Annotated in this window: 17 protein-coding genes; 8 read left to right on the top strand and 9 right to left on the bottom strand. The window is 61.4% G+C overall.

Features of this window, described 5'->3' with window-relative positions:
- Positions 1–57: 57 nt before the first annotated feature.
- A complete protein-coding gene (locus KIG99_RS15295) occupies positions 58–471 on the top strand; it encodes a bacteriohemerythrin (RefSeq protein ID WP_226460928.1) in 414 nt (137 codons plus the stop codon).
- Positions 472–525: 54 nt separating this feature from the next.
- Here the strand turns inward: KIG99_RS15295 and KIG99_RS15290 are convergent, their stop codons facing one another.
- The 4 genes from KIG99_RS15290 to purB form a co-directional block, all read right to left on the bottom strand.
- Positions 526–1,215, bottom strand: coding sequence for a cytochrome b/b6 domain-containing protein (locus KIG99_RS15290; RefSeq protein ID WP_226460927.1), 690 nt, complete (start codon positions 1,213–1,215; stop codon positions 526–528).
- A gap of 77 nt (positions 1,216–1,292) precedes the next feature.
- Positions 1,293–1,748: a c-type cytochrome gene (locus KIG99_RS15285; protein ID WP_226460926.1), complete on the bottom strand. Its 456-nt coding sequence runs from the start codon at positions 1,746–1,748 to the stop codon at positions 1,293–1,295.
- A 133-nt stretch (positions 1,749–1,881) separates the two neighbouring features.
- Positions 1,882–2,199 carry a DUF2322 family protein gene (locus KIG99_RS15280; protein WP_226442806.1) on the bottom strand — a complete coding sequence of 106 codons (318 nt, stop codon included), beginning with the start codon at positions 2,197–2,199 and terminating at the stop codon, positions 1,882–1,884.
- Between the two features lie 153 nt (positions 2,200–2,352).
- Complete coding sequence (gene purB / locus KIG99_RS15275) at positions 2,353–3,720, bottom strand: adenylosuccinate lyase (RefSeq protein WP_226442805.1); 1,368 nt, start codon at positions 3,718–3,720, stop codon at positions 2,353–2,355.
- Between the two features lie 93 nt (positions 3,721–3,813).
- Between purB and KIG99_RS15270 the strand changes: the two genes are divergently transcribed.
- Positions 3,814–4,422: a glutathione S-transferase gene (locus KIG99_RS15270; protein ID WP_226460925.1), complete on the top strand. Its 609-nt coding sequence runs from the start codon at positions 3,814–3,816 to the stop codon at positions 4,420–4,422.
- A gap of 42 nt (positions 4,423–4,464) precedes the next feature.
- Here the strand turns inward: KIG99_RS15270 and KIG99_RS15265 are convergent, their stop codons facing one another.
- From KIG99_RS15265 to KIG99_RS15245, 5 genes are all read right to left on the bottom strand, one after another.
- Positions 4,465–5,352 carry a patatin-like phospholipase family protein gene (locus tag KIG99_RS15265; protein WP_319002397.1) on the bottom strand — a complete coding sequence of 296 codons (888 nt, stop codon included), beginning with the start codon at positions 5,350–5,352 and terminating at the stop codon, positions 4,465–4,467.
- A 12-nt stretch (positions 5,353–5,364) separates the two neighbouring features.
- A complete protein-coding gene (locus KIG99_RS15260) occupies positions 5,365–5,943 on the bottom strand; it encodes an OmpA family protein (protein WP_226460924.1) in 579 nt (192 codons plus the stop codon).
- 317 nt (positions 5,944–6,260) lie between these two features.
- Positions 6,261–7,358 carry a tRNA 2-thiouridine(34) synthase MnmA gene (mnmA, locus tag KIG99_RS15255; RefSeq protein WP_226460923.1) on the bottom strand — a complete coding sequence of 366 codons (1,098 nt, stop codon included), beginning with the start codon at positions 7,356–7,358 and terminating at the stop codon, positions 6,261–6,263.
- Positions 7,351–7,905: a hypothetical protein gene (locus tag KIG99_RS15250; RefSeq protein WP_226460922.1), complete on the bottom strand. Its 555-nt coding sequence runs from the start codon at positions 7,903–7,905 to the stop codon at positions 7,351–7,353. Before KIG99_RS15250 ends, mnmA begins: the two co-directional genes overlap by 8 nt.
- On the bottom strand, positions 7,905–8,354 hold the full coding sequence (locus tag KIG99_RS15245; protein WP_226460921.1) for an NUDIX hydrolase: 450 nt from the start codon (positions 8,352–8,354) through the stop codon (positions 7,905–7,907). The genes KIG99_RS15250 and KIG99_RS15245 overlap by 1 nt, the downstream gene beginning before the upstream one ends.
- 89 nt (positions 8,355–8,443) lie before the next feature.
- Between KIG99_RS15245 and KIG99_RS15240 the strand changes: the two genes are divergently transcribed.
- The 6 genes from KIG99_RS15240 to KIG99_RS15215 all read left to right on the top strand — a co-directional run bounded on the left by KIG99_RS15240 (position 8,444) and on the right by KIG99_RS15215 (position 13,533).
- Positions 8,444–9,364, top strand: coding sequence for a branched-chain amino acid transaminase (locus KIG99_RS15240; protein ID WP_226442799.1), 921 nt, complete (start codon positions 8,444–8,446; stop codon positions 9,362–9,364).
- A 16-nt stretch (positions 9,365–9,380) separates the two neighbouring features.
- Positions 9,381–9,569: a zinc-finger domain-containing protein gene (locus tag KIG99_RS15235; protein ID WP_226460920.1), complete on the top strand. Its 189-nt coding sequence runs from the start codon at positions 9,381–9,383 to the stop codon at positions 9,567–9,569.
- A 36-nt stretch (positions 9,570–9,605) separates the two neighbouring features.
- The gene (gene waaF, locus KIG99_RS15230; RefSeq protein WP_226460919.1) at positions 9,606–10,619 is read left to right on the top strand and encodes a lipopolysaccharide heptosyltransferase II; all 1,014 of its coding nucleotides are present in this window, start codon (positions 9,606–9,608) and stop codon (positions 10,617–10,619) included.
- Positions 10,616–11,047 carry a YybH family protein gene (locus KIG99_RS15225; RefSeq protein ID WP_226460918.1) on the top strand — a complete coding sequence of 144 codons (432 nt, stop codon included), beginning with the start codon at positions 10,616–10,618 and terminating at the stop codon, positions 11,045–11,047. The genes waaF and KIG99_RS15225 overlap by 4 nt, the downstream gene beginning before the upstream one ends.
- The gene (locus tag KIG99_RS15220; protein WP_226460917.1) at positions 11,044–12,012 is read left to right on the top strand and encodes a YheT family hydrolase; all 969 of its coding nucleotides are present in this window, start codon (positions 11,044–11,046) and stop codon (positions 12,010–12,012) included. The genes KIG99_RS15225 and KIG99_RS15220 overlap by 4 nt, the downstream gene beginning before the upstream one ends.
- Before the next feature lie 267 nt (positions 12,013–12,279).
- Positions 12,280–13,533 (top strand): EAL and HDOD domain-containing protein, encoded by a 1,254-nt coding sequence (locus KIG99_RS15215; RefSeq protein ID WP_226460916.1) that lies wholly within the window; start codon positions 12,280–12,282, stop codon positions 13,531–13,533.
- Positions 13,534–13,628 lie beyond the last annotated feature (95 nt).

Raw genomic sequence — 13,628 nt, 5'->3', positions numbered from 1 at the left:
GCGCACAAGGGATACAAGGGCACACCAAGCTGCCCGCAAACAACAAAGGGTTCGCGCATGGACAATAGCGACTTTACCGAATGGCAACCCCATTACAGTGTCGGCAATGCCTTGCTGGATGGGCAACACAAGCAACTCCTGCAACTGTGCGGCCGCGCCATCCGCTGCATGGAGCAAACCGGCAACGAAGGCATCGCACATTTTCAGGATGTCCTGAACGAGCTCTCGGACTACGTGCGCGAGCACTTCAACCTGGAAGAGGCGATGCTGCGCGAATGCGCCTTCCCGATGTACGAAAAGCATCGCCAGGAACACATCGCCTACCAGCTCAAGCTGACCGAGCTATTGCTTACCGCCGGCCTCGGCGAATACGACCGGGCAGGCCTGACCCACTGCCTTTCCGAGTGGTGGAATGAACACATCCTGCATACCGACAAGCAATACGTGCAGTATCTGCGCGACACCGATTAGCCGGGCGCCCGGCGGTCGACACAAAAAAGCCACCGGAATCCGGTGGCTTTTTGCTTACCAGCTCGGCGTTTCGGCCGCCGGCGGTGGCGGCGGTGGCTCCGGCAACCAGACGCCGCTGGCGCCATAAACGACCGCCGCGGCGATCAGCACAGCCACGACGAAAGCGACAGCACCGCCGCCCGTCGCCGACTTGCCTTCGCCCTCCTGCCAGCCGGTCAGCATCGGCTTGACCAGGTTCTTGTTCTTGACCCGTACATAGAAGGCGACCGCTGCGATGTGCAGCACGACGAGGATGATCAGGCCGTCGGCGACCAAATGATGAATGCCGGTCAGACGATTGCTCAGATCCTTGCTCACCAGATCGAAAAGCGGGCCGACGAAAGCGATGTCATCGTTGCTGAACAGACCGGTCAAAACCTGTACGGTCAACAGTCCGAGCAGGGCAAAAACCGAGAGTGCGCCGAGCGGATTATGCCCCTCGCCCTGCCACTCTCCCTTCAGGTAGGCGCGGATGCGGCCCGGCGTCGGGAAGAACTGGGCAAAACGGGCGTAGGTCGAGCCGAGCACGCCCCAGACCAGGCGAAAAACGAGCAGGCCAAGAATGAAGAGACCAATGACGGCATGCCGGTCGATCAGGTTGCCGCCGAGCTGGCCGCTGACCACCGCGCCCAGCATGGCCAGCACGAGCAGCCAGTGGAACAGGCGGGTCGGCAGATCCCAGAGACGGATGCGTTTGCTGTTCATGTTTTTCCTTTTTTATCGATGAAGTAAAACAGGCGCCCTGCGGCGCCTGTAAGGTCACAACACGCGAGCGAAGTAGTTTACTTCTTCACCTTGAAGTCGTCATGACAGCCCTTGCAGGTACCGCCCAGCTTGCCGAGCTGCATCTTGACGGCAGCAGCATCGCCGGTTGCGGCAACCTTGGCCATTTCATTGGCTTCACGCACGAAGTCGGTGGCGACCTTGCCCATCTTTTCCTTGTCGGTCCAGATTTCCGGCTTGGCGCGGGTTTCTTCCCAGCCCTTGCCCTTGTCGGTACCGGGCAGGTAAAGCGCGCCCATGCCGGAGTTGGCAATCGCCTGGATGGCGTTGGCGGCCTTGATGACCTCATCCTTGTTGTACTGGCCTTCGACATTGGTCTTGATGCGACCCATGTTCCAGCCCATGAAGGCATAGCCGGACTGGCGGTACTTGATGGCATCTTCCGGCTTGACCTGGGCGACGGCGGAACCGGCCACAGCGATGGTAAGCAGAGCGAGCAAAAGCTTGGATTTCATTGGGCATTCTCCGTTGTAGTTGAGAAAAATGGCTGCCCACCGGTCAACGGTCAAAAACAGCCATAAATCCGCGGAACATTATAACCGGCTAATATGACAATCAGCCGCTTGCCCCGCCTGGCGGGCAAAACTGTCAAACGGCAAAAACGTGCTTGACGCGCAGGGCCGGGCCACCATTCTCGATCGCGATCAGGCGGGCGATATTCGGGTGCTTGCCGGGATTGGCCCGTTCGTCCTCGCTGTGTTCGGCAAAGATTTCAATGCCCTTCTTCGCCGCTTCGAGGTTGATCGAGCCATAGGTCTGCGCCAGGTGGTTGTACACCGCCAGCGAGCCCTGGCTGCCGGCCTTGTTCTCGATCGTCGCAACCACGCCGCCTTCGGCATCGAGCAGGTTGATGGCGGCAAGATGCGAAATGCCGGGCAGTTTCTTCAGGTTTTCAGCGAAAGACATGGTTTCGGTTGTTAGCAATGAGTGATTAGGAGCAGGAGCGGAGGAACGCCGACAAAAAGCAGCGAAGCGGTCCTGGCTAGGCGCGCCACCGCAGACAGTACAAGACGTACGGCCAGGCGGCGCAACAACGCCAGGAGCTTTTTGGCGGTGTTCCTAGATGCGCTTGGCCAGTTCGGCTGCCTTGCCGGTGTAATCCCAGGGCGTCAGCTCGAGCAGTTCGGCCTTGGCGGCTTCCGGGATTTCCAGCGTGGACACGAATTCCTGCATGCCGGCGCGCGAGACGCGCGTGCCGCGGGTCAGCTCCTTGAGCTTTTCGTAGGCGTTCGGCACGGCATAGCGGCGCATCACCGTCTGGATCGGCTCGGCGAGCAGTTCCCAGTTGGCGTCGAGGTCGGCCTTCATCAGGTCGGCGTTCACTTCCAGCTTGGACAGACCCTTCAACAGCGAATCGTAGCCGAGCAGCGCGTAGCCGAGGCCGACGCCCATGTTGCGCAGCACCGTCGAATCGGTCAGGTCGCGCTGCCAGCGCGAAACCGGCAGCTTTTCGGCGAGGAACTTGAGCATCGCGTTGGCCAGACCGAGGTTGCCTTCGGAGTTTTCGAAGTCGATCGGATTGACCTTGTGCGGCATGGTCGAAGAACCGATTTCACCGGCCTTGACCTTCTGCTTGAAGAAGCCGAGCGAGATGTAGCCCCAGATGTCGCGATCAAGGTCGATCAGGATGCTGTTGGTGCGCGCGAAGGCATCGAACAGCTCGGCCAGCGCGTCATGCGGCTCGATCTGGATGGTGTACGGATTGAAAGTCAGGCCGAGCGACTCGACAAAGCGCTTGGCGAAGCCTTCCCAGTCGTAGCCCGGGTAGGCAGTCAGGTGGGCGTTGTAGTTGCCGACGGCGCCGTTGATCTTGCCGAGCAGTTCGACGGCGACGATGCGGGCGCGGGCGCGCTGCAGGCGGTAGGCGACGTTGGCCATTTCCTTGCCGAGCGTGGTCGGGGTTGCCGGCTGGCCGTGCGTGCGGCTCATCATCGGCACTTCGGCGTTGACGTGGGCCAGCTCGCGCAGGCGTTCGATCAGCTTGTCGAGCATCGGCAACATGCCCTGCTCGCGGGCGCCTTTGCACATCAGTGCGTGCGACAGGTTGTTGATGTCTTCGGAAGTGCAGGCGAAATGGATGAACTCGCTGACCTTGACCACTTCGGCGTTGTTCTTGGTGTTCTTCTTGATCCAGTACTCGAGCGCCTTGACGTCATGGTTGGTGACGGCCTCCTCGGCCTTCACTTCGGCGGCCTGTTCAACGCTGAAGTTGGCAACCAGCGCATCCAGTTCGGCAACGGTCGACGGCGAAAACGGGGCAATTTCCGTGAAATGCGGCTCGGCGGCGAGCGCCTTCAGCCACTCGATCTCGACCTTCAGACGGCTCTTGATCAGGCCAAACTCGGAAAAATGCTCGCGCAGGGCATCGACCTTGCCGGCGTAGCGGCCATCGAGCGGGGAAAGGGCAGTCAGGGGATTGAAGGTCATAAAACATCCTTTTCAGTAAGCCCGACATTTTACCTGCCCGGCGAAGGCCTCGCCATACGCTATAATCGTCATCCCCAAACCAGAGAGCATGCGATGAAGCTGATCGGCTCCCACACCAGCCCGTTTGCACGAAAAGTGCGGATCGTGCTGGCCGAAAAAAAGATTGACTACGATTTCGAAATCGACTCACCCTGGCTCGAAGAGAGCAAGGTGCCGAACATCAACCCGCTGGGCAAGATCCCCGTGCTGGTGCTGGACGACAACACGCCACTGTTCGACTCCCGCGTCATCGTTGAATACATCGACAACGTCACGCCGAACAGCAAGCTGTTCCCGGCTCCGAATCGCGAACGTACCGAAGTCAAGCGCTGGGAAGCCCTCGCCGACGGCATCTGCGACGCCGGCGTCGCCGCCTTCCTCGAAGCCAAGCGCCCGAAGAAGGAACAGAGCGCCAGCTGGATTGCCCGTCAGCGCGACAAGATCGCACGCAGCCTGGCCTTCATGAGCAGCGAACTCGGCGAAAAGAATTTCTGCATGGGCACGCATTTCTCGCTCGCCGACATCGCCCTCGGCACCGCCCTCGGCTACCTGAGTTTCCGCTTCCCCGACATCAACTGGCAGGAAACCCATCCCAACCTGGACAAGCTCAACGCCAAGCTGCTGCTGCGTCCCTCGTTCGCGGACACGGTGCCGCACGACTGATACGGGTGACGCCGTTTGCCCGGGCAAACGGCGTCACCGGTTTCAAACGCGACGCCGAGGCGTCGCCAGCTTTTCCCTGATCACTGGCAACAAACGCGCCCCGGCCTGCTGACCGATGGCAATCAGTGCCTTGCGAGCACCAAAATCGGTACTGGCAATCCGGCTCAGGTCAGGCCGGATCAGGATGTCGGCATCTGCTGCCTCACGTTTGCGCAACGACTGGCTCATGATTTCGAAGGAGCGCAGCAGCAGGTTGTAGAGGCCGTGACTATCATCAGCCGTCGGATCCGCCCCACCGACATCAACCGCCAGCACGAGATCACCGCCCAGCTTGCGGGCGGTCGCTACCGGCAGTGGGCTGACCAGACCGCCATCCAGATATTCCCGCCCCTCGTCGCTCGCCGGAATGAACACTCCGGGAATGGAGCAGGATGCACGGACGGCAAAACCGGCATCGCCTTTGTCGAACACCACCGGCTCGCCACTCGGATAACTCGTCGCCACTGCGGCAAACGGCGTTTTCAGCGATTCGATATTGCGATTCTGCAACGCCTGATTGACGAAGGTCTGCAGACTGCGCCCGGTCACCATGCCGCGTTGTGTAGTGCTGCCACCACTGACCAGATCGACAATTTCGCTGTCCTTGACGCGCAGCGCCAGCTCTTCCATCTGGAAGCCGGTGAAACCAGCGGCCCAAAAAGCACCAACCAGCGAACCGGCACTGCAGCCGACGATCATCTCCGGCCGGATACCCCCCGCTTCAAGCGCCTTGATCACGCCGATATGGGCAAAGCCGCGTGCCGAGCCACCACCCAGCACGACGGTCAGCCGCCGCGCCGTACCGGTGGCAACGGTTGCCGCATCAGCAAGCAGCGGCGCCGCCAGCAAGGCACCAAGCAACTGGCGGCGTTTGGGTAAAAATCCTTGCATCGAGGCCTCCACTCAGCTCTTGCCTTGCGGCTGTTCAAGCAGGCGTTTGAGGCGATCAAAAGCCTCTTCGAAGGCATTATCCGGCTCACCGCGCTTCAGATTTTCCAGACGCTCGCCCAGCAGGATAAGCTCGACCCGGCGATTCAGCTTGCGTCCGGTTTCCGTGTCATTGGGCGCGAGCGGCTGACTCAGACCAAGCCCCACCACCTTCATCCGTGCCTCCGGTACGCCACGCACCAGCAGCGCATCGCGAACCACATCGGCACGGCGCTGCGACAGCGTCAGATTGGCAGCCGCGTTACCAATATTGTCGGTATGCCCCTCAAGCAGGATATCGCTGGTCGACTTCTCTTTCAGCAATTGGGCAACCCGGTCGAGATACGGCCCGGCCGCATTGAGATCAAGAGCCGACTTGCCAAACTCGAAAAGCACGCTATCCGGCAGCCAGACCATCACCCCGCGCTCGACCTGGGCGACCGCCAGGGTCACCCGCGGCGCCGGTGGCGGCGTTGTGGCACAAGCCGCAAGCAGCAAGATGGCCGCCATGGCGGCCAGCGTGGAAACAGGACGAACAAGGGAACGCAAATTCATGGCAACACCTTCAGGCTGATCATCGATTTGATGCAACAGGTTTCCGGCAAAGCCCTCTCGGCAACACCGGAAACGGGCGGCGGATTATGCGCAGCCGTCCCCTGATCGGCAAACCCGCTGAAGTCAGCCGATTTACACAAAACTTACATTACTCGGCGGCATCCCCCGGCAATCAGATCGACTACCGCAGAAATGCGCAAGGCGCACCCAAACCTGGGCCTGGAATGCGCCGTGAGAGCATGCTGGCCGTCACCAAAAGCCCGCAATTACCTACAATAATTTACAGAATTGCCCTGCCCGACGCCCCGGCGGAGAGTTCAGCGAATGACCCCGCCGCCCAGACAGACGCGGCTCTCGTAAAGCACGACCGACTGCCCCGGCGTCAGCGCCCATTGCGGCTCGGCGAAGCGGATTTCACAACTCTCGGCATTGACCGTTTCGACCTCGCAAGCCTGGTCGACCGTGCGGTAACGCGGCTTGGCGGTGTATACCCAGTGCGGATGCGGCGCCCGCCCGGACACCCAGGACAACTGCTCGGCAACCAGCGTATCGGTCAGCAAGGCCGGATGATCGTGGCCCTGCACGACGTAGAGCACGTTCTTCTCCATGTCCTTGCCGGCGACGAACCAGGCGTCGTGATCACCACCGCCGGGCCGCCCCTTTTCCTTGATGCCGCCGATCTGCAGGCCCTTGCGCTGGCCGATGGTGTGATACATCAGACCATCGTGCTCGCCCATCACCTTGCCGTCGTCGAGGCGACGGATCTCGCCCTTCTTCGGCGGCAGGTAACGACTGAGAAAATCCTTGAACGGGCGTTCGCCGATGAAGCAGATACCGGTCGAATCCTTCTTGGCGGCGACATGCAGGCCGGCGGACTCGGCGATCCTGCGCACGTCGCGCTTGTAGATATCGGCAAGCGGGAACAGGGTTTTGGAGAGCTGCGCCTGGTTCAGGCGATAGAGGAAATAGCTCTGGTCCTTGGTCCCGTCCTCGGCCTTGAGCAACTGGAATTCGCCATTGAATTCGCGCACGCCGGCGTAATGGCCGGTCGCGATTTTGTCGGCGCCGAGCTGCATGGCGTGATCAAGGAAGGCCTTGAACTTGATTTCTGAATTGCACAGGATGTCCGGGTTCGGCGTGCGCCCGGCCTGGTATTCGCGCAGGAATTCGGCAAACACCCGCTCGCGGTATTCGGCGGCGAAATTGACCACCTCGACATCGATGCCGATGGTGTCGGCGACGCTCATCACGTCGATCAGGTCCTGCCGCGTCGAGCAGTATTCTTCGGTATCGTCGTCTTCCCAGTTCTTCATGAACAGGCCGATCACCTTCCAGCCCTGTTGCTTGAGCAACAAAGCCGCGACAGAGGAATCGACACCGCCGGACAAGCCGACCACCACAGTTTTTTCAGACATCGGGCCCAGCCCCCTTCTTCCATTCATCCAGCGGCAGGATCACCGCTGGCTGTCCATTATCAACGAACCAGCTATCGACGACGAAGCGTGCCGCTTCGCCGCCCTCTTTTTCTTCGATCACCGCCGAGTAGTGCGCCGGGAATAGGTAGGCCCAGTTGCGCACCTCGATCCCGACCACCCGGTGCCAGCGCAGGTAGCCGCGCGCGTCGAGCAGGCGCAGCAGGCGCGCCGTCGAGCTCGAGTGATCGATGCAATCCATCTTGCCCGGCACACCGGCGTCGGCGAGGTTGCCACCACGATCGTTGTGGATATCGGTCATCTGGCCGGCCCAGGCATACATCCGGCCGATGGCGAGGGCGAGCATTTCGCGCTCGCCGACGGCGTCGACCGCTGAAAACAGCAAACGGCGGATTTCGCCCAGCTGGCCGTCGCTATAGGCGACATCGACCTGCACCAGGCAACCGTAGCCGTGGCAGATCTCGACCCGCTCGTCGGCAAAGGCCGTAGCGGTCAACAGCGTAAAAAAGGCAAAAACCAGCCCGCGCATCAAGCGTAATGCACCAACAGATCAAGTGGATACGCCTTGCCGGCCAGCGCATCCTCGATGCAACGCAGGATCAGCGGGCTGCGGTGCCGCGCCTGCGTCGCCCTGACCTCGTCCAGCGTCAGCCAGCGCGCCGCGACGATGCCGTCGTCGAGCTTGCGCCCGGCCTCGTAACCACGCAGTTCGCCGGCAAAGGCAAAGCGCAGGTAGGTCGTGTCTTCCTTGGTCGGATGCTTCCAGTTGTAGATCCCGACCAGGTGCGTCGGCTTGAAATGGTAGGCGGTTTCCTCGAGCGCCTCGCGCACCACGGCGTCAAGCAGCGACTCGCCTTCTTCAAGATGGCCGGCCGGCTGGTTGAAGGCCAGCCCGGTGTCGGTTTCTTCCTCGACCAGCAGGAACTTGCCGTCACGCTGGACGACGGCGGCTACGGTAACGTGGGGTTTCCAGACCATGCACTGACTCGATCGGCAAAAGCGTTATTTTACCTGCTGATTTCGGCTAGAATTATGGGCTTTTACAGGCGCAACACGGAGAATCGAACATGTCCATGTCGGATCGCGACGGCTTTATTTGGCAAGACGGCAAACTGGTGCCCTGGCGTGAAGCCACCACCCACGTCCTCACCCACTCCCTGCATTACGGCATGGGCGTTTTCGAGGGCGTCCGTGCCTACAAGACCGAGCGCGGCACCGCCATCTTCCGCCTGGAAGACCATACCGACCGCCTGTTCAACTCCGCTCACATCTTCCAGATGACCATGCCGTACGACAAGGCAGCCATCAACGAAGCGCACAAGGAAGTGCTGCGCGCCAACAATCTCGAATCCGGCTACATCCGCCCGATCGCCTTCTACGGCTCGGAAAAGATGGGCGTTTCCCCGAAGGGCGCCAAGGTGCATGTCGCCATCGCCGCCTGGCCGTGGGGTGCCTACCTCGGCGAAGAAGGCATGGAACGCGGCATCCGCGTCAAGGTGTCGAGCTTCACCCGCCACCACGTCAATATCTCGATGGTGCGCGCCAAGGCTTCCGGCCATTACATCAACTCCATCCTGGCCAACAACGAAGTGACCAACGAAGGTTACGACGAAGCCATGCTGCTCGATCCGGAAGGCTACGTTGCCGAAGGCGCCGGCGAGAACCTCTTCATCGTCAAGAAGGGCAAGCTGTACACGCCTGACCTGACCTCCTGCCTCGAAGGCATCACGCGCGCCACGGTGCTGCAACTGGCGGCCGAACTCGGTCTCGAAGTCCAGGAAAAGCGCATCACCCGCGACGAAGTCTATACCTGCGATGAAGCCTTCTTCACCGGCACCGCCGCCGAAGTCACGCCGATCCGCGAACTCGACGGTCGCCAGATCGGCATCGGCCGCCGCGGTCCGATCACCGAGAAGCTGCAGCAGAAGTATTTCGACGTCGTATACGGCCGCTCGGCCCAGCACGACGGCTGGCTGGCCTACATCTAAGTCCAGGGAGAAGAAGATGTCCGACAACAAGACCATTGAAGTCATCGCCCACGACCTGCCGCTGCACTGCCCGACGCCGAATGTGGCGCTGTGGAGCCAGCATCCGCGCGTCTTCCTTGACGTGCTGAAGACCGGCGAAGTCACCTGCCCGTACTGCAGTACCAAGTACGTATTCAAGGGCGAAGCGCCCAAGGGCCATCACTAAGCTCAGGACGGCGGGCCGCAAACCCGCCGTTTTCGCATGAAGAAGGCACTGATCGTCGCCCCGTCCTGGATCGGCGACACCATCATGGCGCAGCCGCTGTTCGCGCGCCTGCAGGTCAGACATCCCGGACTGCAGCTCGACGCCCTGGCCCCTCGCTGGGTGGCGCCCGTGCTGCAACGCATGGCCGAAATCAGCGAAGTCATCGACAGTCCATTCGGGCACGGCCAGCTCGCGTTGAAGCCGCGCTGGCAACTGGCCCGGCAGCTGGCGGCGCGCGACTACGATGCCGTCTATGTCCTACCCAATTCGCTCAAGTCGGCACTCGTTCCGTTCATGGCCGGCATCCCGCAGCGCATCGGTTTTACCGGTGAGTCGCGCTACGGCCTGATCAATATCCGCCACACGCTCGACAAGACAGCGCTGCCGCTGATGGTCGAACGCTTTGCGCAACTGGCTGAAATTCCTGGCGGCGCCTTGGCGCGCCCGGTTTCCTATCCGCGCATCCGGTCGACCGCTGGCGAACGGCAAAAAACACTGGACGAACTCGGTCTCGAACGCCCGGCACGCATCGTCGCCTTCTGCCCGGGCGCCGAATACGGGCCGGCGAAGCGCTGGCCGGCGGCGCACTTCGCCGCCCTGGCTAAAAAGCTGGCGGAACAGGGTTGTGCCATCTGGCTGTTCGGCTCGCCAAAGGACCACGCGGTCGCCGAGGAAATCGCACAACTGGCCCCCGGCCTGTGTCGCAACCTGTGCGGTGCAACCTCGCTGGCCCAGGCGGTCGACTTGCTGGCGATGGCCGATTTGGTGGTCTGCAACGACTCCGGCCTGATGCATGTCGCCGCCGCGCTCGACCGGCCGCTGGTGACGCTTTACGGCTCCTCGTCACCCGGCTTCACGCCACCGCTCTCCGACCAGGCCGACATCCTCAGCCTGCAACTCGCATGCAGCCCCTGCTTCAAGCGCGAATGCCCGCTTGGCCACCTCGATTGTCTCAACCGGCTGACGCCCGAGAGGGTGCTCGCCGCCTGCCTGAAACGGATTTCCCGATGAGCAAGTCCAATGCCTACGCCACGCCCGAAGACCTTGAGCAGGCCTTCTACGAAACGCTGACCCGCGGCGATGCCGACCTGATGATCCTGCTCTGGGCGGAGGAAGAAGAAACCCTGTGCGTGCACCCGACCGGCATTCGCCTGCAGGGCATCGTGCCGATCCGCGAAAGCTGGCGCAGCATCTTCGGCGCCGCCCGCCTGCGCGTCCAGGCCGAACAGGTCGCCCACTGGCAAGGCTCGATGCTGGCCATCCACCACTTGACCGAAACCCTGTTCATCGGCGACGACCCGAGCCCGCATGGCCCCTTGCATGTCACGCACGTCTATTCGCGCGGCGCGCACGGCTGGCGCCTGGTCAGCCGGCATGCTTCGGCCGCCGATGACGGCCATCAGGCGAGCAGCGAAGCCGTCTCGCACACACTGCATTGAGCCCGGCCGCCAAGCCTTACCGCGCCCCGGCCTGGCTGCCCGGCGGCCATGCCCAGACCATCTGGCCGCTGCTGATCAAGCCCACGCCGCTGAAGCTGCGGCGCGAGCGCTGGACGACGCCGGATGGTGACTTCATTGACGTCGACCACCTCGACGCGCCACCCGGCGCTCCGGTCCTGGTGCTTTTTCATGGCCTCGAAGGCAGTGCCCGCAGCCACTACGCGATTTCAACGGCACGTGCCTGCCGGAAGGCTGGCTGGCATTTCGTGCTGCCGCATTTTCGCGGCTGTTCCGGCGAACTGAATCGCCAGCCCCGCGCCTACCATTCCGGCGACTCGGCTGAAATCGACTGGATCCTGCGCCGCCTGCACCATGCCAATCAGGGCCGCCGCCTGCATGCCGCCGGTGTCTCACTCGGCGGCAATGCGCTGCTCAAATGGGCCGGCGAACAGGGCGAAATGGCGGCAGAACTGGTCACCGGCGTCGCCGCGATGTGCGCCCCGCTCGATCTCGCCGGCTGCGGCCACCATCTGGCACGCGGCTTCAACCGCCTCTACACGCAACACTTCCTGAAAACCCTGAAAGCCGTCTCGGCCGCTCGCCTGCAGCGCTTTCCCGGACTCTTCGACGCCGTTCGCATGCAACAGGCGATCAACCTTTACCAGTTTGACGATGCGATCACCGCGCCGGTGCATGGCTTTGCCGGCGCCGACGACTACTGGGCTCGAGCATCCGCCAAACCCTGGCTGGCGTCGATCCGCATCCCCGCTCTAGCGGTCAACCCGAAAAATGACCCGTTTTTGCCGGCACACCATCTGCCCAGCCAGGCAGAGGTCGACACTAGCGTCCGGCTCGAACAGCCGGCCGAAGGCGGGCATGTCGGCTTCGTCAGCGGCCCGTTTCCGGGAAACCTGGACTGGCTGCCGCAACGGCTGCTGCATTTCTTCCAGCACGAAACGCAGTAAATCCTGCCAGGTCACTTCGCGCACCAAGCGGTCGCCGCCGCGCAAATATCACAGCCAACCATCCTGCTCCGCTTCTTGCTGAACGAGGACAACGCACCACCTAGCCGGCCTGCGCGTAAAATAGATAACTGAACACGGCCAAGTAGCCAATTGCTCACCATCCACGGTTCTGCCACCTTTCTGCAAAAGATACAGGGGTGCCGTGAGATTTTGACCTGTGCGGCGGGCCATCCGGCCGGAAGCACCAAGCTGATTTAAGGAGCTCTCTTGAGCGAAGTCACCAGCGACCAACTCTTTCTCGGACGCCAACCCATCCTTGACCGGGAGCAGCGCCTTTACGCTTATGAGCTCCTGTTCCGCAACGGCTCGCGCAATGCTGCCGATGTCACGGATGGCGTCCAGGCGACCGCGACCGTCATCGCCAATACCTTTTCCGAACTGGGCGTTGAAGCCGCGCTGGGCAACTGTCGCGGTTTCATCAATATCGATGAAGCCTTCCTGTTCAGCGACCTGATCGAACTGCTGCCCAAAGAATCGGTCGTTCTCGAAATTCTGGAAACAGTACCGCCAACCCCGGCCGTCATCGAACGCTGCAAGATACTGAAGGCAGCAGGCTTTACACTGGCCCTGGATGATGTCATCCAGCTCGCACCGGAATTTGCCGAGTTGCTGTCGCTGGTTGAAATCATCAAGGTCGATATCCAGCCGCTGTCACGCGTCGAAATCATGCAGCTAGTGATGAAGCTGAAACCGATGGGCAAAATCCTGTTGGCAGAAAAAGTCGATTCGCGCGAGCAGATGGAACAATGCCTGAAACTCGGTTTCACGCTGTTTCAGGGTTACTACTTCGCCAAGCCGACCATTATCGCCGGCAAGAAACTCGACCACTCGCAACTGTCCCTGATGAAACTGATGGGATTACTGCTCGGCGACGCCGACACCAGCGAACTGGAAGAAGCTCTCAAGCCCGAGCCCGGCCTGACGGTCAACCTGCTGCGCATGACCAATTCGGTCGGCGCCGGCAGCACCGAAACCATCACCTCGCTGCGCCACGCCATTACCGTGCTTGGCCGTCGCCAGTTGCAACGCTGGCTGCAACTTCTGGTCTTCTCCTCCGGCAAGCAGGCCGGCTCGACGAATCCACTACTGCTGATGGCGGCCACCCGCGGCCGACTGATGGAACTACTTGCAGAGGAAATGCGACCTGGCAACAACGCCTTCGCCGATCACGCCTTCATGGTTGGCATCATGTCTCTGATGCCCGCCCTGATCAGTCTGCCGATCGAAGAAATCATCGCCCCGCTCGGCCTCGCCGAAGAGGTCAAGGAAGCATTGACCGGCTCCAACCCGGACAACATCCTGGGTAACCTGCTACAAATCACCGCCGCCTGTGAAACAGGCGATCTGGAGATCCTGAGCAAGCACCTGCAAAAACTTGACGGCATCAGCATCAAGGCACTCAACCGTGCCCAGACGCATGCCTTGCAATGGGCGAACGGGCTGAACCAGCCCTCTCCCTGAAAAACTCTTTAGCAGCACGAAAGTTTGCCGGTAAAAGCGTCGAGGTCTTTTCGCGCCCTCGTTTGATTCTCTCGATATTTTGAGTGTTGTAGACG

It is taken from the genome of Quatrionicoccus australiensis, assembly GCF_020510425.1.
Classification (GTDB): domain Bacteria; phylum Pseudomonadota; class Gammaproteobacteria; order Burkholderiales; family Rhodocyclaceae; genus Azonexus; species Azonexus australiensis_A.
The sequence above is the reverse complement of the archived record's forward strand: the minus strand, read 5'-3'. Positions and strand labels throughout refer to the sequence as shown.

What these genes read in the sequence shown, in the direction of transcription:
- mnmA (WP_226460923.1), bottom strand. Translation starts at nt 7,358, where the DNA reads ATGTCTGAAAAAACTGTGGTGGTCGGCTTGTCCGGCGGTGTCGATTCC.
- KIG99_RS15240 (WP_226442799.1), top strand. Translation starts at nt 8,444, where the DNA reads ATGTCCATGTCGGATCGCGACGGCTTTATTTGGCAAGACGGCAAACTG.
- KIG99_RS15270 (WP_226460925.1), top strand. Translation starts at nt 3,814, where the DNA reads ATGAAGCTGATCGGCTCCCACACCAGCCCGTTTGCACGAAAAGTGCGG.
- purB (WP_226442805.1), bottom strand. Translation starts at nt 3,720, where the DNA reads ATGACCTTCAATCCCCTGACTGCCCTTTCCCCGCTCGATGGCCGCTAC.
- waaF (WP_226460919.1), top strand. Translation starts at nt 9,606, where the DNA reads ATGAAGAAGGCACTGATCGTCGCCCCGTCCTGGATCGGCGACACCATC.
- KIG99_RS15245 (WP_226460921.1), bottom strand. Translation starts at nt 8,354, where the DNA reads ATGGTCTGGAAACCCCACGTTACCGTAGCCGCCGTCGTCCAGCGTGAC.
- KIG99_RS15295 (WP_226460928.1), top strand. Translation starts at nt 58, where the DNA reads ATGGACAATAGCGACTTTACCGAATGGCAACCCCATTACAGTGTCGGC.
- KIG99_RS15285 (WP_226460926.1), bottom strand. Translation starts at nt 1,748, where the DNA reads ATGAAATCCAAGCTTTTGCTCGCTCTGCTTACCATCGCTGTGGCCGGT.
- KIG99_RS15280 (WP_226442806.1), bottom strand. Translation starts at nt 2,199, where the DNA reads ATGTCTTTCGCTGAAAACCTGAAGAAACTGCCCGGCATTTCGCATCTT.
- KIG99_RS15250 (WP_226460922.1), bottom strand. Translation starts at nt 7,905, where the DNA reads ATGCGCGGGCTGGTTTTTGCCTTTTTTACGCTGTTGACCGCTACGGCC.
- KIG99_RS15260 (WP_226460924.1), bottom strand. Translation starts at nt 5,943, where the DNA reads ATGAATTTGCGTTCCCTTGTTCGTCCTGTTTCCACGCTGGCCGCCATG.
- KIG99_RS15225 (WP_226460918.1), top strand. Translation starts at nt 10,616, where the DNA reads ATGAGCAAGTCCAATGCCTACGCCACGCCCGAAGACCTTGAGCAGGCC.
- KIG99_RS15265 (WP_319002397.1), bottom strand. Translation starts at nt 5,352, where the DNA reads ATGCAAGGATTTTTACCCAAACGCCGCCAGTTGCTTGGTGCCTTGCTG.
- KIG99_RS15235 (WP_226460920.1), top strand. Translation starts at nt 9,381, where the DNA reads ATGTCCGACAACAAGACCATTGAAGTCATCGCCCACGACCTGCCGCTG.
- KIG99_RS15290 (WP_226460927.1), bottom strand. Translation starts at nt 1,215, where the DNA reads ATGAACAGCAAACGCATCCGTCTCTGGGATCTGCCGACCCGCCTGTTC.